The sequence below is a fragment of the Streptomyces sp. iso_384 genome (assembly GCF_056172905.1).
Genome location: NZ_JBWBTT010000001.1, coordinates 3,126,842 through 3,147,420 on the forward strand (window position 1 = coordinate 3,126,842; position 20,579 = coordinate 3,147,420).

The window sequence follows — 20,579 nt, forward strand, 5'->3', positions numbered from 1 at the left end:
CGATGACTTCGATCAGGGGTACGTGTCGCGCCGCGCGGATGTTCACGCAGAGGGTGGCAGCCGGTACGGGGGCCCGCAGCAGGTCCGCACGGGTCTGCCCGAGGAGACGGCCGAGGGGACCGCGGTCCGTCGTCGGTCCCGTCGCCCCCGGGCGTCCGGCCCCGTCGGCCGTGCGGTGGACGGGATGGACCAGGACGGGCGGCAGCTCACCGTCCGCGAGGGTGGTCGGGGTGGGCCGGCAGAAGAACGACGCCTGGAGCACGAGCCCGCGGCCGTCCAGCCGCAGGTCCTGGTCGACCGGGCGGGCGACCTCCAGCACGGGCGACCTCCAGCACGGGCGGCCGCCGGCCCGAGTCCGGTCAGCAGCGCCTCGGTGCCACCGTCCATCAGATGCCGCATCCGCAGTGCCCGGTCGGCCTCCAGGTCCGCGCGGACCTGCCGCCAGTGCGGCAGGAGCGCCTGCGCCTGACAGGCGTGGAGGGCGTCGCCCCGCCGCGCGAGCGCGTCCGTGTCGCCTCGGCCAGGGCGGCGGCCCGGCCGGGCCGCGACGTGGATCCGGCGAGCCGGGGCAACACCGCGCGCAGCCTCGGCCGCGGCGTTCCGAGCAGGGTGTGCACGGCGGCCCGGAGCGTGGTGCGCTCCCCGGAGCTGGGGGTGAGGAAGCCGGGGGAGTAGCCGTGGGGAGGCAGCAGCGGCGAGCAGCCGGCGGCTCTCCGGGAGCCGGGGCCGCCCCCAGCGCGCCGCCAGTCGCCGAAGACCCGTGCCCCGTCGTTCCGTTGCAGGGTCTGCACGCTGTTGCTGATCTCCGACAGGAGATCCGGCTCCGGGGCCACCTTGACCCGCGTCATGTCCTCGGGGGTGAAGTGGATCCGCAGCATGGACGCTCCATCGGACGGCGAACAGGCCAATACCCGCCGCCGCGACGGGATATGCCGGCAGCACAGGCCGGGCCCCGGCGGTTCGTGTGCTCCTCACTCGTGATCACTGTCGGTTACTATGCTCACTCCATGCCGGAAGCCAGACGTGAGGGCTGCACCGCCGTCGACGGGTGATTCCCGCCGTCGCGGCCCCCGGGCGACCGTGGAGTGCAAAGCGGAAGAGCTGAAGAGATAGGTGGCCCGGTAACGTGCTGAAAGAGGTCACTGCGACCCGCTATGTCACGCCCCTGCGTGAGGGCGGCTCGCTCCCCGGCATCGTCGAGGCCGACGATCTCGGTACGTACGTCATGAAGTTCACGGGGGCGGGTCAGGGCCGCAAGACGCTCGTCGCCGAGATCATCTGCGGGGAACTCGGCCGCCGGCTGGGGCTGCGGGTGCCCGAGCTGGTGACCATCGAGCTCGACCCCGTCATCGGACTCGCCGAGCCCGACGAGGAGGTGCAGGAGCTGCTCCGCGCGAGCGGCGGACTCAACCTCGGGATGGACTACCTGCCGGGCTCGCTCGGGTTCGACCCGCTGGCCTATGAGGTCGGGGCGGCCGAGGCCGGGCGGATCGTCTGGTTCGACGCGCTGATCAACAACGTGGACCGCTCCTGGCGCAACCCCAACCTGCTCGTCTGGCACGGCGATCTCTGGCTCATCGACCACGGCGCGACCATGATCTGGCACCACAACTGGCCGGGAGCCCAGGCCTCCGCCGCCAAGCCGTACAACGCCTCGGACCATGTGCTGGCCTCCTTCGGGCCGGACATCGCGTCCGCCGCCGCCGAGCTCGCCCCGCTGGTCACCGAGGAACTGCTCACCGAGGTGACCGCCGACGTGCCGGACGTCTGGCTGGCCGACGAGCCCGGCTTCGCCTCCGCCGACGAGGTGCGCCGCGCCTACATCGCCCCGCTGCTCGCCCGGGCCGCCGGCATCCACGAGCGGATCACGCTGGACGCGCCGACCGCGACCCGGCCCTCCCAGGCCCCCGGCTGGCTCACCGAGCGGCTGCCGCCCCGGCCGAAACCGGCCGGCGGCGACCACGCGGCGGCAGCCGCCCGTACCGGCGAGGAGGGCGGCCGATGACGCGGCGCGTTGTCTTCGAGTACGCGATCCTGCGCGTCGTGCCCCGGGTCGAGCGGGGCGAGTGCTTCAACGCGGGGGTGCTCGTCTACTGCCGGGCGCACTCGTTCGTCGCGGCCCGTACGCACCTCGACGAGGCGAAGCTGAAGGCGCTGGCCCCGGACGCCGACGTCGTCGGGGTGCGGGCCGCCCTGCGCGCCGTCGAAGGGGTCTGCGGCGGAGGCCGGGGCGCCGGTCAGGCGGCGGACGACGACGCCGGGCGGCGGTTCCGCTGGCTGATCGCCCCGCGCTCCACGGTCGTCCAGCCCGGCGCCGTGCACAGCGGGCTGACCACCGACCCGGCCGGTGAGGTGGAACGGCTGCTCGACCTGCTGGTGCGCTGAGACACGCCCCGGCGGACCGGCACGGCACCACGGCGGGCGCTCCCGCCCGGTGTGACGTGCGGCCCGCCGGGGCGTGCGCCGTTGACACCGGGTGCCAGGGCTTCTAGCGTCTCGTCTGCTGAAGGTACTAAGCGGTTGCTCAGCGATCGGGAGTCTTTCTGTCAGGGAAACGCCCCGACGCCCGCTGAGCCGCTATCCAAGGGCGAGGAGAACCAAGCATGTCCACCACCGAGCAGCGCGTCGCCATCGTGACGGGAGCAGCGCGGGGCATCGGCGCCGCCACCGCCGTACGCCTCGCGGCCGAGGGCCGCGCCGTCGCCGTACTCGATCTCGACGAGGCGGCCTGCAAGGACACGGTCGAGAAGATCACCGCCGCCGGGGGCACCGCGCTCGCCGTCGGCTGCGACGTGTCGGACGCCGGCCAGGTGGAAGCCGCCGTCGCGCGGGTCGCCGCCGAGCTGGGCGCGCCGACGATCCTGGTGAACAACGCGGGCGTGCTCCGCGACAACCTGCTGTTCAAGATGAGCGAGTCCGACTGGGACATCGTGATGAACGTGCACCTCAAGGGCGCGTTCCTGATGGCGAAGGCCGTCCAGGCCCACATGGTCGAGGCCAAGTTCGGCCGGATCGTCTCGCTCTCCTCCTCCTCGGCCCTCGGCAACCGGGGCCAGGCCAACTACTCCGCGGTCAAGGCGGGGCTCCAGGGCCTCACCAAGACCCTCGCCAAGGAGCTCGGCAAGTTCGGCGTCACGGCCAACGCCGTCGCGCCCGGCTTCATCGTCACCGAGATGACCGCGCAGACCGCCGAGCGCGTCGGCATGGGCTTCGAGGAGTTCCAGGCGGCGGCCGCCACCCAGATCCCCGTCCAGCGCGTCGGCCGCCCCGAGGACGTCGCGAACGCCATCGCCTTCTTCGCGGGCGACGACGCGGGCTTCGTCTCCGGCCAGGTCATGTACGTGGCCGGCGGACCCCTCAACTGATCCGAAGGGCAGCGGACATCATGACGGTGCAGGACAGCGGAAAGGTCGCCCTCGTCACGGGCGCCAGCCGGGGCATCGGCTACGGGATCGCCGAGGCGCTCGTCGCCCGCGGCGACCGGGTGGCCATCACCGGGCGGGGCGAGGACGCCCTGAAGGAGGCAGTGGAGCGGCTCGGCGCCGACCGGGTCATCGCCATCCCCGGCAAGGCGCACGACGAGGCGCACCAGGCCGCGGCGGTCGAGCGCACGATGGAGGCGTTCGGCCGGGTCGACTACCTGGTCAACAACGCCGGGACGAATCCGGTCTTCGGCCCCATGGCCGAGCTCGACCTCAACGTGGCCCGCAAGGTCTACGAGACCAATGTGATCTCGGCGCTCGGCTTCGCCCAGCAGACCTGGAAGGCCTGGCAGAAGGAGAACGGCGGGGCGATCGTCAACATCGCCTCCGTCGCCGGCGTCGCCCCCTCGCCGTTCATCGGCGCGTACGGGATGTCCAAGGCGGCCATGATCAACCTGACCGCCCAGCTGGCGCACGAGTTCGCCCCGGTCGTACGGGTCAACGCCATCGCCCCGGCCGTGGTCAAGACGAAGTTCGCCGAGGCGCTCTACGAGGGCCGCGAAGCGGAGGCGGCCGCCGCCTACCCGCTGGGCCGGCTCGGAGTGCCCGAGGACATCGGGGGCGCGGCGGCCTTCCTGACCTCCGCGCAGTCCGACTGGATCACCGGGCAGACGCTCGTGGTCGACGGAGGAATTTTCCTCAACGCGGGTGTGGGCTGAGAGCGGCCTGAACCGATTTGGCCCTGATTGAGTCAAGTGCCCCGTCGAGTCAGCGGATTGACCTGGCGGGGCGCTGCGGTATGGTCTGCCGACCCATGGCTGATCGAGGAGCGTGCGCGTGTTCTACCGGGCCAGTCTGCAGGCTGCTGCAGCCCTAGCTTCCCTTTCTCTGCTGGCCGGCTGCGGTCTCCTTTCCGACAGCGGATCGGAAACGGACCAGAAGATAACCGTCGGGACCACCAGCTCCCCGTCGACGCTCGATCCGGCGGCAGCCTGGGACGGTTCCTGGGAATTGATGCGGAACGTTTACCAGACCCTGGTGAGCTTCCCCACCGGCAGCACGAGCCCGGAGCCGGACGCGGCGGAAGACTGCAAGTTCACCGACGTCACGAGCATGGCGTACCGGTGCACGCTCAAGAAGAACCTCAAGTTCTCCAACGGCGAGAAGCTCGACGCCGAGGCCGTGAAGTACTCCATCGACCGCATCGTGGACATTCACTTCAAGGGCGGCCCGGCCGGCATGCTCGGCTCGCTGGACCGGATCGAGACCAAGGGCGACGACACGGTCGTCTTCCACCTGAACAAGTCCGACGCCACGTTCCCGTTCATCCTGGCCACGCCCGCCATGTCGCTCGTCGCCCCCGGCGACTACCGCCAGGACAAGATCCGCGACGACGGCAAGGTCACCGGCTCCGGGCCGTACCTCCTGGAGTCCTACGAGGGCGGGAAGACCGCCGAGCTGAAGAAGAACCCGGACTACAAGGGCTTCGCCAACCGGAGGAACGACGCGGTCACCATCCGCTACTTCGAGAAGTCCGCCGACATGGTGAGCGCGCTCAAGGCGAAGGACATCGACGCCACCTACCGGGGTCTGACCGCCGAGGAGGTCGTCAGCCTGGAGGACAACAAGGACGACAACGAGGGCCTCCAGATCGTCGAGAGCACGGGCGCGGACATCCGCTTCCTGGTCTTCAACCCCAAGGACCCGGCCGCCGCGAACCCCGCCGTCCGCAAGGCGATCGCGCATGTCGTGGACCGCGACGCCCTGGTCGAGAAGGTCTACCGGGGCACCGCCGAGCCCCTCTACTCCATGATCCCCAAGGGCATCGCCGGACACGCCACGAGTTTCTTCGACACCTTCGGGGACCCGGACGTGAAGAAGGCGAAGGAGATCCTCACCGGGGCCGGCATCACCGAGCCCGTGAAGATGAACTTCTGGTTCACCACGGACCGTTACGGCTCCGCCACCGAGCCCGAGTTCGAGGAGCTCAAGCGGCAGCTGGAGGCCTCCGGACTCTTCAAGATCAAGATTGAGGGCAAGCCCTGGAAGGAGTTCCAGGAAGACTTCAACAAGGGCGAGTACCCGGTCTTCGGCCGCGGCTGGTTCCCGGACTTCCCGGACCCCGACAACTTCATCGCTCCGTTCGTGGGCAAGGAGCCGGTCACCGGCACCCCCTACATCAACAAGGAGATCACCCAGCAGCTGATCCCCGCCTCGCGGCAGGAGAGCGACCGGGGCGCGGTCAGCAAGCAGTTCGAGCGGGCCCAGGAGATCCTCGTCGACGACGTCCGGCTGCTGCCGCTGTGGCAGGGCAAGCTGTACGTCGCCGCGGGCGAGGACATCGGCGGCGGCGAGCGCGCGCTCGACCCGCAGACCGTCATGCAGTTGTGGGAGCTGTACCGCAAGGCCAGCTGGTAGGGGCCGTACGGAAGGGCTGCGGGGGTCCGTTGTCAGTGGCGCCCGGTAGGTTCTGGGATCAAGAACCTGTTGCTCACCGGAGGTTGTGGACGTGACCGATATCGACCTGCTGCCCGAGTCCTGGCGCGGCGTCCTCGGCGAAGAACTGCAGAAGCCGTACGTCAAGGAGCTGGCGGACTTCGTCGAGGAGGAGCGGGCCAAGGGCCCGGTCCATCCGCCGCGCGAGCAGGTCTTCGCAGCCCTGGACGCCACGCCGTACGACAAGGTGAAGGTCCTGGTCCTCGGCCAGGACCCGTATCACGGCGAGGGCCAGGGGCACGGGCTCTGCTTCTCCGTGCGGCCCGGCGTCAGGACGCCGCCGTCGCTGCGCAACATCTACAAGGAGATGCAGCAGGAGCTCGGCCTGCCGATCCCGGACAACGGCTATCTGATGCCCTGGGCCGAGCAGGGCGTCCTCCTGCTCAACGCCGTGCTCACCGTGCGCGGCGGCGAGGCCAACTCCCACAAGAACAAGGGCTGGGAGAAGATCACCGACGCCGTGATCCGCGCCGTCGCCGACCGGCCCGACCCGGCGGTCTTCGTGCTCTGGGGCAACTACGCGCAGAAGAAGCTGCCCCTGATCGACGAGGAGCGCCATGTGGTGGTGAAGGGCGCGCACCCCTCGCCGCTGTCCGCCAAGAAGTTCTTCGGCTCCCGCCCGTTCACGCAGATCAACGAGGCCGTGGCCGCCCAGGGGCACCAGCCGATCGACTGGCGGATCCCCGACCTCGGCTGGCGGACAGCCCCGGGGAGCCCGTGTCTGACCGGTAATGCGGAAGCCCGGCGTTAGCGTCGGACGGAGGGCAACCGGGCTGGACGGGCGACGAGGAGACCGCAGTGGTGGAGCAGGAGGCGTCCGGCGACGCCGTCATGACCAGGATCGGCCAGGCGATCATGCTGCTCCACGGAGGTGACCGGGAGGAGGCCCGCAACCGCTTCGGCGCGCTCTGGTCGGAGCTCGGAGCGGACGGCGACGCCCTCCACCGCTGCACCCTGGCGCACTACATGGCCGACACCCAGGACGACCCCGGCGACGAGCTGGCCTGGGACCTGCGGGCGCTGACGGCCGCCGAGGGACTGAGAGCCGCCGAGGTAGGTGGTGCCGAGGCCGGAGGCGCGGGTGCGGCTGAGGGGGCAGGGGCCCCTGATGTTCCCGGCGGTGCTGAAGGGGCGGATGGCGGGCCGGTGGCGGAACACCCGGACATCCCGGCCGTCCGGGCGTTCTACCCCTCGCTGCACCTCAACCTCGCGGCGGACTACCTCAAGCTCCAGCGCCCCGAATCGGCCCGTATCCATCTCCAGCGGGCTCGCGCTGCGGCCGAGTCGCTCGCGGACGACGGATACGGCGGCGGGGTCCGCGCCGCCATCGACCGCCTGGAGCTCCGCATGCGGGAGCAGTGACCTCACGGGCCCGAGGGGGCCGGGCCCGTAAGGTCGGAGCCCGTGGGGTCGGGAGCGTCAGCGGCCGTACGTCTCCGAGCAGATGCGGGCCTCCGGGCTGCCCGCGGGCCAGCCGCCGTAACCCCGGCCGAGCGCGCAGACGTCCGTGCCGCCACCGGGGGCGCGTGGCAGGGCGGGCACGGTGACGGACGGGACGCCCGGGGGCCGGTGAGGTGTCCGGGGCGACGGCGGGTCGGCGCGCTTTCGTGGAGGTGCGGTTCCCGCAGGCCCGGTGCGCCGGGATTCGGCGGGGGAGCGGGCAGCCGGGGGCGCGGGGGAGGGTGGCCGGGCGGTCGGCGGGCCCGGATCCGGTACGACCTCCAGCGCCTCACGGGCGGGTGGCTGCACGATCTGCGGGGCCACGTCCTGGACCGGCCCGGCGACCCCCGGACGCGGGGGAGGAGCGGCCCCGGGCTCCACCGAGACGCAGCCGGAGACGGTCGTGACCGCTAACCCGACCAGGAGTTTCGCGGTGATTCTGGTTCTCTGCACCCGGCCAACTCTGCGGTGCGGCCCGGCCTCCGGCGGCCGGGTGGGCGCGGAATGGCCCGCACGAGTGACCCGGTCAGCGGCGTGCACCGGACCGGGCACCCGACTGCGCTGAAATCAGGTAGCGGCCGGGCGTCGGTGCTGCTACTTGCCGGTGGCCCCGTCGACGCGCTCGCGCACCAGGTCGGCGTGGCCGTTGTGCTGGGCGTACTCCTCGATCATGTGCAGATAGATCCAGCGGAGGCTGAACGGCTTGCCCGACGAGCTGACGCCCTTGGAGAGGTCGTCCAGGCCGTACGCGGCGGCGCTCTCGCGGGCCGCCTCGATCTCCGCCCGCCAGACGGCTTCGGTCCCGGCCCAGGTGGTGGACTCCGTCACCCTGAAGTCCCCGTCCGGGTCCTCCTCGGTGGAGTAGAGGTCCGGCAGCTCGGCGCCCGCCAGGATCTCGCGGAACCAGAAGCGCTCCACTTCGGCCAGGTGCTGGACGAGACCGAGCAGGGTGAGCGCGGAGGGCGGCACGGACGCCTCGCGCAGCTGGGCGTCCGTGAGACCGGCGCACTTCATGGCGAGCGTCTCGCGGTGGTAGTCGAGCCAGCCCTCCAGCATGGGGCGTTCGGCGGCGTCGAAGGCGGGCTCGGAGCGCTCGGGGCGTTCAGGGCTTGCGGAAGAAGTCATGGACACCATCCTCACCCTTTGATCATGCCCCTGGCCAGGCATTTTACCGGTCGAACCGCGGATCGGGCCGACGGTGACGGGCGACGTATGCTGCCGAGGGGCGAACAGCCGCGCACCGCGGCACGGCACGGCGACAGGGAGACCTCGTGAAGATCGGTTGCATCGGGCTCGGCGACATCGCGCAGAAGGCGTACCTGCCGGTGCTCACCGCCGTACCGGGGGTCGAGCCGCATCTGCAGACCCGCACCCCCGCCACGCTCCACACGGTCGGCGACGCCCATCGCATCCCGGCCGGGAACCGTCACACCACTCTCGACTCCCTCATCGCCGAAGGGCTGGACGCGGCCTTCGTGCACGCTCCGACCGCCGTGCACCCGCAGATCGTGGAACGTCTCCTCGAAGCAGGCGTCGCCACCTATGTCGACAAGCCGATCGCCTATGAGTACGCCGAGTCCGAACGGCTGGTGAACCTCGCCGAGGAGCGCGGCGTCAGCCTCGCCGTCGGCTTCAACCGCCGCTTCGCCCCGGGCTACTCGCAGTGCGCGGAGCACCCGCGCGAGCTGATCCTCATGCAGAAGAACCGGGTCGGTCTGCCCGAGGACCCCCGGTCCATGATCCTCGACGACTTCATCCACGTCGTCGACACCCTTCGCTTCCTGGTCCCGGGGACCGTCGACCACACCACCGTGCGGGCCCGGATCGTGGACGGCCTGATGCACCACGTGGTGCTCCAGCTGTCCGGCGACGGATTCACCGCGATCGGCATGATGAACCGGCTGAACGGGTCGACCGAGGAGATCCTCGAAGTCTCCGGTCAGGACTCCAAGCGCCAGGTCCTCAACCTCGCGGACGTCATCGACCACAAGGGCCAGCCCAGCGTGCGGCGGCGCGGCGACTGGGTCCCCGTGGCGCGGCAGCGCGGCATCGAGAGCTGTGTGCACGCCTTCCTCGACGCCGTACGCCGGGGCGAGACGCTCAGTGCCCGGGACGCCCTGGCGACCCATGAGCTGTGCGAGCGGGTGGTCCGGGAGGCCCTGGAGCAGGCCTCCTGAGCGCCCGCAGCCCCTCCACGGCGCACAGCGCGGCCAGCGCCGCGAGGGCCCCGTACACCGACCAGTCGCCGAGCCGGCCGTAGAGCGTCTCGCCGCGTGCCAGCGGCAGGTCGAACACCTCGGCCGCGCTCGCGTCCGTGCCGAGCGGGCGGCCCACCCGCTCGCCCCGGGGCCCGTACGCGGCACTGATCCCGGTGAGCGTCGCATGGACCATCGGGCGGCCGTTCTCGGCGGCCCGCAGCGCACCCAGCGACGCGTGCTGGGCCGGGGCCCAGCTGTCCTGGAACGTCGAGGTGGCGGACTGGGCGACGAGCACCTGTGCACCGTCGCGCACCAGCCTGCGGCTCATGTCGGGGAACGCCGACTCGAAGCAGACCAACGGGCCCACCCGCAGCCCCCGGTCCCCGTCCGGCAGGGTCATCACCACCTGGCGGTCGCCGCGCAGCCGGTCCTCGCCCGCGGCCTTGCCCACGGAGGTCGCCCAGCCCAGCAGGGAGCGGGCCGGGACGTACTCGCCGAACGGGACCAGCCGCATCTTGTCGTAGCGGTCCCCGGTCGGCCCGTCAGGACCCACCAGCACGGCCGACTTGAAGATCCCCGACCGCCCCGAGCCGTCCGTCTGCCGGGCGTCCACATTGACCAGCAGATCCGCGCCGACGCGGCGGGACAGCTCCGCCAGCCGCCGCGCGGTCTCCGGGCTCTGCCACGCACCCGCCCCGATACTGCTCTCGCCCCACACCACCAGGTCCACGCCCCGGCCCGCCAGCGAACGGGTCAGCTCCTCGCCCCGGTCGAGGCGGCGCGCGACACTCCCCGGCCCCTCCACGACGCCCGGCTGCACGACGGCGATCCTGACCGTGCCGTCGCCCGTGGGCCGGGGCGCCCAGGCCCACATCGCCGTGACGGACAGGGCGCACACCACCAGCAGCACCCCGGCGGTCGTACGGGCGGCGGGAACGGCGATCAGCAGGGCCACGCCGGTGTTCACCGCCAGCACCAGCAGGCTCACCAGCCACACTCCGCCCACCGAGGCGACCCGCAGGGCGGGGGAGACCTCCCACTGACTCGCGCCGAGCAGCCCCCAGGGCCCGCCGAGCCCCTCCCAGGACCGCACCAGCTCGATCATCAGCCACCCGGAGGGCACGACGGCCACGGCGGCCACGGCGCGCGGCACGGAAGGAGAACCGCCGAGCAGCCGGGACACCAGCAGCCCCCAGGGTGCCCAGAGCAGCCCGAGCAGGGCGGCCAGCAGCACGATGAACACGTGGAGGCTCGGCATCAGCCAGTGGTGCACGGCGATGACGAACCCGATGCCGCCGATCCACCCGTCCAGCGCCGCCCGGCGGGGTGAGCGCGCCGTACGGATCAGCCACAGCCAGGGGACCAGCGCCCCGTAGGCGAACCACCAGAGACCGGGCGCGGGAAAGGCGAGCGCGGGCAGCGCCCCGGCGAGCAGCGCCACCGCGCCCCGCGCCCAGGGGGACGCGAGCGGCCCCGTACCGGCGGAGCCCCGGCCACCGGCGGCCGGCCCGTCACCGGAGGCGCTGTCGCCGGAGGCGGTGTCTCCGGAGCCGTGGTCGTCCGTGGCGCTGCCCTCGGAGGGCCTCTGCCCGGAGGCGCTGTGCCTGGGTGCGCCGTGGCCGGATGCGTCGGCCGCGTTCCGGCCGACCAGGAGACGCCCGCCCCGGATTCGCATGCCGTGCCCTCCTCGGTCGTACGTGGGCGGGCGGCAGCCGTCACCGCGTCAACCCTGGATACCGGCCCGGATACCCGATCCGCACCCGATCCGGACGCCCGTCTGGATACCCAGTGTGGGGGAGGTGATCCCCGCCGGACACAGGACGCGGCCGAGCGGGCGCCCGGCCGCGCCGCACTGCCGTCCTCCGGGCGGCGACGGCAGGCGGATGAGAGGGGGACGGCGGGCCTACGCGCCCGGTGCCCGGCGCCACTTCTCGTGGACGGTGACCGTACGGATCAGCCAGCCCGGTTCGGCGCGCTGCAGCTCGAAGGTGTAGCGGCCGCCGGTCACGAAGTCGGGCGTGGCGATCCCGGCCCGCCCGGAGTCCGTCTCGCCCGCCGGGTCCGCGTCCGGGCCGCTCGCCGCCTTCCGGTCCAGGCACATCGGATTGAGGTAGTCGGCCCGGACCTCGGCCCGGTCGCCCGTGTAGCCGCCCAGATCCTCCAGGTCGATCCGGCGGTTGACGATCAGGTGCTGGCGTACGGGGAAGAGCCGCATCGTCTCCGCCAGCCACCGGGCGATCTCGTCGGCCGGGCCCTCCACGCCGCCCGCGCCCCGGTAGTCCGCGCGGCCGTCCGGGGTGAACAGGGCGCCGTAGTCCGACCAGGCCCCGTCGTCGACGGCCACCGCGTACCCGGTGATCACCGCATCGATGGCAAGCCGGTCCATCACGGTCGCGAGCGCCACACGCTGAGTCATTGGTCAAGTCTCGGTCAAGCCGCCCGCCAGGCCAAGGGGCCTGCGCCGACGGGAGGCGGGCGTGGGGCGACTCGGCAGGGCGCGGGGGGGCGGCTCAGCAGGGCACCACGGCGACCGGTCCCAGCGCGTGCGTGACCGTCGTCTGCGCCACCGGGGACAGCCCGAGTCCGAGCGACTCGCCGCCCCTGCGACGCCCGATCACCGTCAGGGCCGCCGTCGCCGACGCGGTCACCAGGGTGCGCGAGGCGGAACCGTTGACCGGCTCGCGGACGATCTCGACCTGCGGGTACTTCTCGTGCCAGCCCGAGGTCAGCTCGGCCAGGGTCCGGGCCGCCGAGCCCGCCGCCTCCGCCCGGTCCAGGACGGGCCCGCCCGCGAGCATCGAGGAGAACATCGTCCAGCCGTGCACGATCCGCAGCCGGGCGCCGGGCCGGGAGGCCGCGGTGGCGAAGGCGAACTCCAGGACCGCCTCGCTGCTCTCGTCGGCGGCCACCCCCGCCACGATGTCGGTGAACGCCCCCGCGTCCCCGGCCCGGTCCTCGTCACCCTCCGGGCGGTCCTCCTGCACGACGACGACGGGACAGCTCGCCATCGACGCGGTGGCGAGGCTGTTGGAACCGATCATCAGCGAGCGGAAGCCGCCCAGCCCGCGCGATCCGACCACGATCATCGACGCGTCCCGGGACAGTGAGACCAGGGCCGCCGACGGGAAGTCCAGCGGGGCCAGCGTCGAGGGCCGCAGCTCCGGGGCGATGAGCGCGCTCCGGCGTACGCAGTCGGCGAGGAGCGCCTCCGCCTCGCGCCGCCCGGTCTCCTCGTCGACCTGCCGGGTGATCGGGCGGACGTGGACGATCAGGAGAGGCAGCCCGCGCCGCACGGCTTCGCGGGTGGCCCAGTCGAGCGCCTGCCGGCTGTGCGTGGATCCGTCGACGGCGGCGATCACGGGAAGATCGTTGGTGGTCATGTCTCCGAGCGTACGTCGCCGGGCGGACGGCCTCGCGGCCTGGTGGCGGGACGTCGCCTCCCAGCCGTGCCGGTCGCGTTGTCAGCCGTGCCGGCCGTGTCGGCCGTCGTCGTGTCAGTCGTGGTTGTGGGTGGAGGAGGTGTCCTCCGGGGGCGTGCTGCGCCCGCCGTCGCTGCCGCTGGCCACGACGGCGACCAGGACGGCCAGGACCGCCGCCACCGCGAGTCGGCCGCCCAGCCGCAGGGCCCAGCCGGTGCGGGCCCCGGCGGTCGCTCCGGGCCGCGCGGGCAGCTTCTCGGAACGGCGGGCGGGCCGCGTCAGCCGCAGGAGCAGCAGCGCGGCGATCGGCAGCTGGAGCAGCCAGACGCTGGTGCGGAACCAGCCGTCGTACCAGACATTGGTCCCGTACAGCAGGGTGTGCCAGACGCTGAGGACGTAGACGACGATCACGCAGCGGTGCAGTACCCGCCAGGTCTTGGGGCCGATGCGATGGCGTACGTAGAAGAGCAGGCCGAGCGGGATCGCGAGATACAGGGCCGCCTGGCCGATGGGCATGGCGATCCGCCCGGTCCCCGAGTCGTAGCCGCCGGGGACGAAGGCCTCCACGAAGGCGGTGGCCACCGCGGAGTTCCAGGACGCCGTGTCGTGCCGGACCAGTTCGGCCCCGAACAGCAGGGCGTGGGCCACGATCAGGGAGATGGTGTTGAGGCTGGTGGTGCGGTGCAGCCGTTCCAGCCGGGGGCCCGACAGCGGCAGCCGGCCCGGCCGGGGCCCGGACAGCAGCAGCCCGAGGATGACGGTCCCCCACGCCCAGAGCAGGGCGGACCAGCCGAACGCCTGGCTGAGGAAGTACATCCAGAAGCCGCCCGCGTCGGCCATGAACGGCATCACGGTGACGGTGGAGGAGGTCTTGTTGCGGATGCGTATGTAGAGCAGGACGAAGATCGCCGCGGTGATGAGGAGCGCCACCAGACCGTCGGGCCACGAGGCCCGCAGGTCGGAGCGGAGCGTCGGGCGTTTCGGCTCGCCCGGCGAACGGGGTGCGGGTACCCGGCCGTCGTCGTCGGGTGCGGCCGCGCCGGCGGTGGGAGCCTCGGTGGCCGCTTCCGGTTCGGGGGTGGGGGGCTGGTTCGTCATGCGGCCTCTTCGGTGCGGGGCATCGGGCGGGGCATCGGCTGGCGGGGACGGATGCGGCGGCCCCGGGCCACGAGGCTTACGCAGACGCGTTGTTGGAGCAGTCGGGCGTGAGGGCGGGAAAGTTCCCGACACTGTGTTGTGACATGGATCACACCGCGAGGCTGGTGGGGCAAACGAGGCGAACTCCCGTTGTTTCGGCATCTGGTGCTCTTCTCCCCGGGGCGGGTGCGGCTGGCACGATGGCTGCCATGGGAGCCGGAACCGCACTCCGACTCGGACGCACCGCGCTGTTCGCGCTGGTGTGCGTCGCCGTGTCCGGACTCGGTCACGCGCTGATGTCCGGCGCGCCCCTGCCCCTGCTCGCCCAGGCCGTCGCCCTGCTGCCGGTGTGCGCGGCGGGCTGGTGGCTCGCCGCACGGGAGCGGAGCGCTCCGGTGACCGTCGCGGCCCATGTCCTGGGCCAGTTGGGGTTGCACGCCTTTTTCGCCGACGTGGGATCCTGGCTGCCGTCCGGCTCCGGCGCGCACCATGCGGGCGCGGGGCATCATGCGTCGGGCGCGATGAACCACTCCGCGCACGAGGCCCCGATCGGCGGTTCGTCGGACCTGATGGGGCTTCTGGCGGCCTTCGACGGCACGGTGTTCACCCTCGGGATGGCCGCCGCCCACGCGATGGCCGGGCTCATCTGCGGCTGGTGGCTGTGGCGCGGCGAGGTCGCCCTCGCCCGGCTGGGCCGCAGCCTGGTGCTGTTCGTGCGGGCCCCGCTGCGGACGGCCCGGCGCCTGTGGTCCGCGACGCCGCCCGTCCCGACGCCGCCCGCCCGGCGACGCACCCGCGGCCGGCCCGGCCGCCGCCCCCAAGGCCTGCTGGCCCCGCACGCCCTCTCCCGGCGCGGGCCACCGCTCTCCCTCCGCTTCCTCTGACCTCCATCCGCCCTCCGGCCTCTGTGCGCCGGAGGCGGTACGGGTGTGCGCCCGCGCACACCCGTGACAGGCATGCCGGTTCTCCGGGCCGCTCCCAGTGGCGCCCGGGACCGGTCACCGGAGCCGGGCGACCGCTGCCGCGGCTCCGCAAGGACGCGAAGGACTGCTGTGACACTTCCTGCCCCCGCACGACCGGCCACCGCGCCACCGGCCCCGGCCCTACCGGCATCCGCTCGACCGGCCGCGCTGCGTGCACCCGTACGCCCCGCCGCGCCTCCGGCCACCCCGGCGCCGAACGCTGTCGCCGTACGCCCGCCCACCGCCTCCGTACCACCGTCCGCAGCACCTTCGGCCTCCGCGCCGTCCGTCCGGGTGCCCGTCACCAGGCCGCCGGGCATTCGGGTGTCCGTGACCCGTCCGCCCAGCCCCCGGGCGCCGGCCGCCCGGCAGAACGACGGGCAGATCACCGACTGGGCGCTGGCCGCGGGCGGCGGGGACCGGGAGGCCGCCGACCGCTTCGTCCGGGCGACCTACGAGGACGTCCGCAGGTTCGTCGCCTACCTCAGCGCCGACGTCCCCGGGGCCGACGACCTGGCCCAGGAGACCTACCTCCGGGCGATGAGCGGGCTGGCCCGGTTCGCGGGGCGCTCCTGCGCCCGGACCTGGCTGATGGCGATCGCGCGGCGCGTCGTCATCGACCGGCACCGCGCCGCCGCCGTACGGCCCCGGACCGCCGACACCGCGGACTGGCAGACCGCCGCGGAACGCGCCCAGCCCCGCCATCTGCCCGGATTCGAGGAGTCCGCCGCGGTGCTGGACGCCCTCCGGCGGCTGGACCCGGCGCGCCGCCAGGCCTTCGTCCTCACCCAACTACTGGGCGTGTCCTACGAGGAGGCGGCGGCCCTCGCCGGCTGCCCGATCGGCACGGTGCGCTCCCGTGTGGCGCGCGCCCGCCGCGAGCTCGCCGGGCAGTGGCGCGCGGAACCGGCCGAACCCGCGCCCGGCGCCGCACACGGCGTGTCCTGCGGATCGTGACCGTGTCCACGACGTCCGACACCACCTAACAAAGCCCTACTAGGCGGCGTCCGCCCGGGGCCCCTCGGGGTCCCGGGCGGTACGGCGTCGGGCCTCCGCCCCCGGCCGGCGGCGGAGCAGGAACACCGGCAGCATCAGGCACTGGAGGCAGACCGCCGCCCAGAACCCCCGCGCCGAGCCCGCCGCCTCCGCCGCCCCGTACAGCTGACCGCCCACCACCCCGCTGGCGAACGCGCCGACGCCCGCCGCCAGCCGCTGCCGCCCGAACACGCTCGCCGGGGCGGCGGTCGAACGGGCCAGCGCCTCCAGGTCGTTCTTGAGGAAGAGCACGATCTCGCCGAGACACAGCAGCGCCCCGCCCACCGCGATGCCCGCGTGCCCTCCGGCGCCGATCACCGCCATGCCCGCCGCCATCGCACCGAAGCCCCACCGCAGCGCGGCCGGGTAGCTCAGTGCGGCGACCCGTTCCGCCAGCAACGGCTGGGCGACGACGAGGAGGGCCGCGTACCCCGTCAGGACGGCCCCGTAGAAGGCGGCGGACGTCCGGGGGACCGCGTACAGCGCCAGATAGTGCTGGAAGAACATGAACGCGTACACGCTCAGCACGGTCACCACGAACGGGGAAGGCCCCGGGCGCGGTGCGTCGGGAACCCGGTCCGGGGCGGCGGCCCGCGTTTCCCCGCCCCGGTCCGCCGCCGCGCGCGGCAGCAGCGCGTGCCCGGCCCCGACGAGCGCGAACAGCACGGTGACGCAGGAGAACAGCACCCCGGGGGAGCCCATGACGAGGGGCGCGGCGGCGGGCGGGCCCAGCGCCATCCCCGCGTTGAAGGCCGAACTGCTCGCCGACAGCAGCCGGGGCCGGGCGGTCCCGGACACCCCGTCCACCAGGTACGCCTTGTTCGCCGGGAGATACAGCGCCGCGCCCGCCGACACCAGCAGCAGCGCCCCGACGGCCAGGACCGGACTGGTCAGCCCGGGGACGAACGCGGCGAAGCCCGCCGTGCGCAGCGCCAGCGCCAGCAGCATCGCGCGCCGCAGCCCGATCCGCGCGGTCACCGGCCCGGCGACCGCACCTCCGGCGAACTGGATCAGCGAGGCGACGGCCAGCACGAATCCGACCGTGCCGAGGCCGAGGCCGAGCCGCTGGTGCAGCAGCACCGACATGTAGGGCAGCACGGCGAAGCTGCCCAGCGTGATCAGGAACGAGCCCGCCAGCAGGAACCGCTGGGGACCGGAGAACGGCTGCCGTACACGGGACCCGGGGGACGCCTCCGCGTGCAGCGGCCTCACCGCCCCGGGCTCACGGCGCCGCGGCCACGACCGGGCGGACCCGGACGGCCGCGCTCCACGCCCGGTGCTGGGCCAGCTCCGCCGTCGGCGCCTCGGCCAGCACCATGCCCGTACAGCCCCGCTGGTCGCCCACGTGGACCACGCTCTCGCCGGGCTCGCGGACCGGGAACCACTCCACCGCCCCGGGGAACGCCCCGAGTTCGTCGAGGCCGAGCCAGCCCTTCAGCACCCCGGGCCGTTCCGCGTACACCAGCACGAAGCCGTACGCGGGTCCTCCGGCGTCGAGCGGTGCGTCCAGCAGGCCCGGGCGGCGGCCGAGCGCCTCGTCCATCATGGCCGTGTACACATTGGTCCGCAGTGTCCGGCACAGCACCTCGCCGACCAGCGCTCCGCCGATCCTGCGGTTGATCTCCACCAGCTCCGGGCCCCCGGCCGTCAGGATGAACTCCACATGGGCGAAGCCCCGTTCATGCCCGGCCGCCGCCAGGACCCGGCCCACCCACGCCTCGATCCCGGCCCGCTCCTCCTCCGGCAGCGCCACCGGAAAGGACGCCGTCTCCTCCCGTACGACCGCGGCCCGGGACGTCTGGCGGCTCAGCATCCCGAGCAGCCGGGTCGTCCCGTCCCAGCTGAGGGTCTCCGCGCTGTACAGCGGACCGGCCAGGAACGCCTCGGCGAACAGCGCGCCGGTCAGGCTCTGTTGCCCGGCCTCCGCCAGCGCCCGATGCAGGGCCTCCTCGTCGTGCACGATCCACACATGGCGGGAGGAGGTGCCCGCCGAGTCCTTCAGGACCGCGGGCAGCCCCACTGCCCGCAGCACCTCCCCGGCGCCTTCGGGACCCGGCGGGACGGCTACGGCCGTGCTTCGGCTCAGCCCGTGCGCGTGCAGTGCCTCCCGGACCCGGCGCTTGTCGCGCAGCAGCCGTACGGCCTCCGGATCCGGCCCCGGAAGCCCGAGATCGGCGGCCAGCTCGGCGGCCGGCAGGCTCCAGGTGTCCGTCGTGTTGATCAGCCCGGCCAGGTCCGGCACGGCGGCCAGCGCCCGGCGGACGGCCTGCTGGTCCCACGTATCGACATCCACGACGTCCAGCGCGTCCGGCGGCAGCACCGCCAACTCGTGCCGGTAGACCGAACGGTCGTCGGTCAGCAGGCACAGCCGGTGCCCCGCCTGCGTGGCGGCCTCCGCCATCCGCCCCAGGCCGAAGGACAGGGACTCCAGTGCGGCGATCGTCATGGCAGCAGCTCCACGGTCGTCACGGGGGAAGCGGAGGGGGATGAGGAAGAGGAAGATGAAGGGGAAGGGGAGGGGGAGGGAACATCACCCTCGGCGGTCCTGGCGGCCTCCGGAGCTGCGCGTCCCGCCCATTCCATAACCGACCACGGCGGCCTCAGTTCGGCCGTCGACGCGATGGCGCGGGGCCGCAGACCGGCCGGATCCAGGGCCTCGGCGTGCCGGGCGAACACCCGCTCCGCGTACCGGTGTCCGGTGTCGGCGCCCAGCACCAGATGCAGCCGCCCCGGGTCACGGGCCGCCTCCCAGGACGCCGTCAGATGTGCCGCTCCGGTGGACAGGCCCGCGAACACCGCGTGTTCCCGCAGCAGTCCGACCGCCCCGGCCATCGCATGGCGGAAGTCCAGCCAGTGGACGGTGTCGTACAGCTCGTGGCGGACGTTCCCGAACGGGATCGAGCTGCCGATGCCCGCGATGATCGCCTCCGGGTCCTCGAACCGCTCGCTCCCGAAGGTCACACTGCCGAACGGCTGGATGCCCACCAGCCGCACCGACCGCCCCGACTCCCGCAGTGCGCGGGCCAGTCCACCGGTCGAGGCACCCGTACCGACCGCGCCGACCACGGTCAGCGGCCCCTCCGGCAGCGTCTCGGTCAGGAGCTCCGCGAACTCCCGGTAGCCCTCGTGGTGAACCCCGTCGTGGTACTGCCGCATCCAGTGGAAGTCCGGCCGCTCGGCCAGCAGCCTGCGCACGTGGCGCACCCGCAGCTCCTGGTCCAGGCGCAGGCTCTGCGAGGGCGGCATCGCGTCGACCGTCGCGCCGAGGATCTCCAACTGGGCCCGCATGGTGGCGTCCACGGTGGTGGAGGCGACGATGTGGCAGCGCAGCCCGTAACGGTGGCAGGCCATGGCGAGCGCCAGCGCGTAGATCCCGCTGGAGCTGTCGACCAGGGTCTGCCCGGGGACCACCCGGCCCCGGCGCAGCAGCGAACGGACCGCGCCGAGCGCCGCGTACACCTTCATCGTCTCGAAGCGGGCGAGGACGACGTTGCCGCTCAGCCGGATCAGGTCCGGGGTCTTCACCGCGTCGGTGATGTGCTCGTGGACGGTCGCGGCGGCGAGACGTGGCGGCCGGGTGCCGTGCTCGGCGGTGCGCGGACGGGCGTCCGCACCGGCCCTCACGTGCGCCGCCCGCGCACGATGAGCCGGTCCGAGCGCTGGTCGTAGCCGGACGCGTCGAACCCGCCGAAGCACTCCACGTCGGTGAAGCCCGCGCTCTCGAAGAGGGCGTGCAGCTCGGCCGCCGAGTAGAGCCAGGAGGTGATGGACGCGGTCCGCGCCGAGGTGCCGCGCACCAGCGTCCAGTCCGTGCGCAGCCGCCGCCAGCTGTCGAGGACGGTGTCGCGCTGGACGACGTACGCGCCGTCCGGCAGGTCGACCGCCTTCGGCCGCCCGATCCAGCCCGCCAGCACCTCCTTGCCCATCACGTCCACCAGGAGCTGCCCGCCCGGCGCGAGGCTCTCGTACGCGTTGCGCAGCACCCGAAGGTTGTCCTCGGCCTCGTCGAAGTAGCCGAACGACGTGAAGACGTTCAGCACCACGTCGAAGGCGCCCGGCTCCCGGTACGTGAGCATGTCGGCGCGCTCCAGCCGGACGGCGGCGCCCGCCGCCTCGCAGGCGGCACGGGCGCTCTCCAGCATGGAGGGCGACAGATCGACCCCGGTCACCTCGTACCCGCGCCCGGCCAGTGGCACCACGAAGAGACCGGGCCCGCAGCACAGGTCCAGGACTCTGGTGCCCGGTGGGAAGTCCAGCAGCGGGGAGGAGGCGACCAGGGCGGCGGCGGACTCGGCCCGGGCCGGGGGGAACATCGTCGGGGCGAAGTCGGACCAGAGTGCGTCGTCCTCGTACCAGTGCATGCCTCGCGGCCTCCTCCCGGGCCCGGAGGCCCCGTGGGTGTGCTGCTGCCGTCGCCCCGGCAGCCGTGTCGGGTCACCGGCCGCCGCTTCCGTCACCGGGCGGGCCTCC

At 73.1% G+C, this 20,579-nt stretch carries 20 protein-coding genes and 1 pseudogene; 10 read left to right on the forward strand and 11 right to left on the reverse strand.

Features of this window, described 5'->3' with window-relative positions; translation table 11 throughout:
• Window positions 1–25: 25 nt before the first annotated feature.
• Window positions 26–878: pseudogene (locus tag AC0VY3_RS13895) on the reverse strand (transcriptional regulator); the annotation flags it as partial.
• Between the two features lie 248 nt (window positions 879–1,126).
• On the opposite strand from AC0VY3_RS13895, the gene AC0VY3_RS13900 reads away from it, so the two are divergent.
• The 7 genes from AC0VY3_RS13900 to AC0VY3_RS13930 all read left to right on the forward strand — a co-directional run bounded on the left by AC0VY3_RS13900 (window position 1,127) and on the right by AC0VY3_RS13930 (window position 7,280).
• Window positions 1,127–2,005 (forward strand): HipA family kinase, encoded by an 879-nt coding sequence (locus AC0VY3_RS13900; RefSeq protein WP_181011082.1) that lies wholly within the window; start codon window positions 1,127–1,129, stop codon window positions 2,003–2,005.
• Window positions 2,002–2,385 (forward strand): DUF3037 domain-containing protein, encoded by a 384-nt coding sequence (locus AC0VY3_RS13905; RefSeq protein WP_103512156.1) that lies wholly within the window; start codon window positions 2,002–2,004, stop codon window positions 2,383–2,385. The genes AC0VY3_RS13900 and AC0VY3_RS13905 overlap by 4 nt, the downstream gene beginning before the upstream one ends.
• A gap of 218 nt (window positions 2,386–2,603) precedes the next feature.
• Window positions 2,604–3,365, forward strand: coding sequence for a 3-oxoacyl-ACP reductase FabG (fabG, locus tag AC0VY3_RS13910; RefSeq protein WP_006122981.1), 762 nt, complete (start codon window positions 2,604–2,606; stop codon window positions 3,363–3,365).
• A 20-nt stretch (window positions 3,366–3,385) separates the two neighbouring features.
• Window positions 3,386–4,141: an SDR family oxidoreductase gene (locus AC0VY3_RS13915; RefSeq protein WP_065489216.1), complete on the forward strand. Its 756-nt coding sequence runs from the start codon at window positions 3,386–3,388 to the stop codon at window positions 4,139–4,141.
• Between the two features lie 118 nt (window positions 4,142–4,259).
• Complete coding sequence (locus AC0VY3_RS13920) at window positions 4,260–5,840, forward strand: ABC transporter substrate-binding protein (RefSeq protein WP_475549694.1); 1,581 nt, start codon at window positions 4,260–4,262, stop codon at window positions 5,838–5,840.
• A gap of 85 nt (window positions 5,841–5,925) precedes the next feature.
• Complete coding sequence (locus AC0VY3_RS13925) at window positions 5,926–6,669, forward strand: uracil-DNA glycosylase (protein WP_475549695.1); 744 nt, start codon at window positions 5,926–5,928, stop codon at window positions 6,667–6,669.
• 80 nt (window positions 6,670–6,749) lie between these two features.
• Entirely contained in the window at window positions 6,750–7,280 is a 531-nt protein-coding gene (locus AC0VY3_RS13930) for a hypothetical protein (protein WP_103512179.1), read from the forward strand.
• 57 nt (window positions 7,281–7,337) lie between these two features.
• On the opposite strand, the gene AC0VY3_RS13935 is transcribed toward AC0VY3_RS13930, so the two are convergent.
• Together AC0VY3_RS13935 and AC0VY3_RS13940 are read right to left on the reverse strand one after the other, a co-directional pair.
• On the reverse strand, window positions 7,338–7,811 hold the full coding sequence (locus tag AC0VY3_RS13935; protein WP_103512154.1) for a hypothetical protein: 474 nt from the start codon (window positions 7,809–7,811) through the stop codon (window positions 7,338–7,340).
• Window positions 7,812–7,952: 141 nt separating this feature from the next.
• Window positions 7,953–8,492, reverse strand: a complete 540-nt coding sequence (locus tag AC0VY3_RS13940) for a DinB family protein (protein WP_475551669.1) — start codon at window positions 8,490–8,492, stop codon at window positions 7,953–7,955.
• Between the two features lie 137 nt (window positions 8,493–8,629).
• On the opposite strand from AC0VY3_RS13940, the gene AC0VY3_RS13945 reads away from it, so the two are divergent.
• Window positions 8,630–9,535: a Gfo/Idh/MocA family protein gene (locus AC0VY3_RS13945; RefSeq protein WP_103512152.1), complete on the forward strand. Its 906-nt coding sequence runs from the start codon at window positions 8,630–8,632 to the stop codon at window positions 9,533–9,535.
• Here AC0VY3_RS13945 and lnt read toward each other — a convergent pair.
• From lnt to AC0VY3_RS13965, 4 genes are all read right to left on the reverse strand, one after another.
• On the reverse strand, window positions 9,459–11,231 hold the full coding sequence (lnt, locus tag AC0VY3_RS13950; protein ID WP_475549696.1) for an apolipoprotein N-acyltransferase: 1,773 nt from the start codon (window positions 11,229–11,231) through the stop codon (window positions 9,459–9,461). The genes AC0VY3_RS13945 and lnt overlap by 77 nt on opposite strands.
• A gap of 228 nt (window positions 11,232–11,459) precedes the next feature.
• Complete coding sequence (locus AC0VY3_RS13955) at window positions 11,460–11,972, reverse strand: nuclear transport factor 2 family protein (protein WP_475549697.1); 513 nt, start codon at window positions 11,970–11,972, stop codon at window positions 11,460–11,462.
• 94 nt (window positions 11,973–12,066) lie between these two features.
• The gene (locus AC0VY3_RS13960; protein ID WP_103512149.1) at window positions 12,067–12,936 is read right to left on the reverse strand and encodes a universal stress protein; all 870 of its coding nucleotides are present in this window, start codon (window positions 12,934–12,936) and stop codon (window positions 12,067–12,069) included.
• Window positions 12,937–13,050: 114 nt separating this feature from the next.
• Entirely contained in the window at window positions 13,051–14,073 is a 1,023-nt protein-coding gene (locus AC0VY3_RS13965; RefSeq protein WP_475549698.1) for a ferric reductase-like transmembrane domain-containing protein, read from the reverse strand.
• Window positions 14,074–14,321: 248 nt separating this feature from the next.
• On the opposite strand from AC0VY3_RS13965, the gene AC0VY3_RS13970 reads away from it, so the two are divergent.
• Together AC0VY3_RS13970 and AC0VY3_RS13975 are read left to right on the forward strand one after the other, a co-directional pair.
• Window positions 14,322–14,996 (forward strand): hypothetical protein, encoded by a 675-nt coding sequence (locus AC0VY3_RS13970; RefSeq protein WP_475549699.1) that lies wholly within the window; start codon window positions 14,322–14,324, stop codon window positions 14,994–14,996.
• A 402-nt stretch (window positions 14,997–15,398) separates the two neighbouring features.
• A complete protein-coding gene (locus AC0VY3_RS13975) occupies window positions 15,399–16,031 on the forward strand; it encodes a sigma-70 family RNA polymerase sigma factor (RefSeq protein WP_475549700.1) in 633 nt (210 codons plus the stop codon).
• A gap of 39 nt (window positions 16,032–16,070) precedes the next feature.
• On the opposite strand, the gene AC0VY3_RS13980 is transcribed toward AC0VY3_RS13975, so the two are convergent.
• Genes AC0VY3_RS13980 through AC0VY3_RS13995 form a run of 4 tightly spaced genes read right to left on the reverse strand, consistent with a single transcriptional unit; the run spans window position 16,071 to window position 20,470 of the window.
• Complete coding sequence (locus AC0VY3_RS13980) at window positions 16,071–17,321, reverse strand: MFS transporter (protein WP_103512982.1); 1,251 nt, start codon at window positions 17,319–17,321, stop codon at window positions 16,071–16,073.
• Between the two features lie 10 nt (window positions 17,322–17,331).
• A complete protein-coding gene (locus AC0VY3_RS13985) occupies window positions 17,332–18,555 on the reverse strand; it encodes an ATP-grasp domain-containing protein (protein WP_103512981.1) in 1,224 nt (407 codons plus the stop codon).
• Window positions 18,552–19,733 carry a pyridoxal-phosphate dependent enzyme gene (locus AC0VY3_RS13990; protein WP_475549701.1) on the reverse strand — a complete coding sequence of 394 codons (1,182 nt, stop codon included), beginning with the start codon at window positions 19,731–19,733 and terminating at the stop codon, window positions 18,552–18,554. The genes AC0VY3_RS13985 and AC0VY3_RS13990 overlap by 4 nt, the downstream gene beginning before the upstream one ends.
• Window positions 19,730–20,470 (reverse strand): class I SAM-dependent methyltransferase, encoded by a 741-nt coding sequence (locus AC0VY3_RS13995; protein WP_475549702.1) that lies wholly within the window; start codon window positions 20,468–20,470, stop codon window positions 19,730–19,732. Before AC0VY3_RS13995 ends, AC0VY3_RS13990 begins: the two co-directional genes overlap by 4 nt.
• Between the last annotated feature and the right edge of the window lie 109 nt (window positions 20,471–20,579).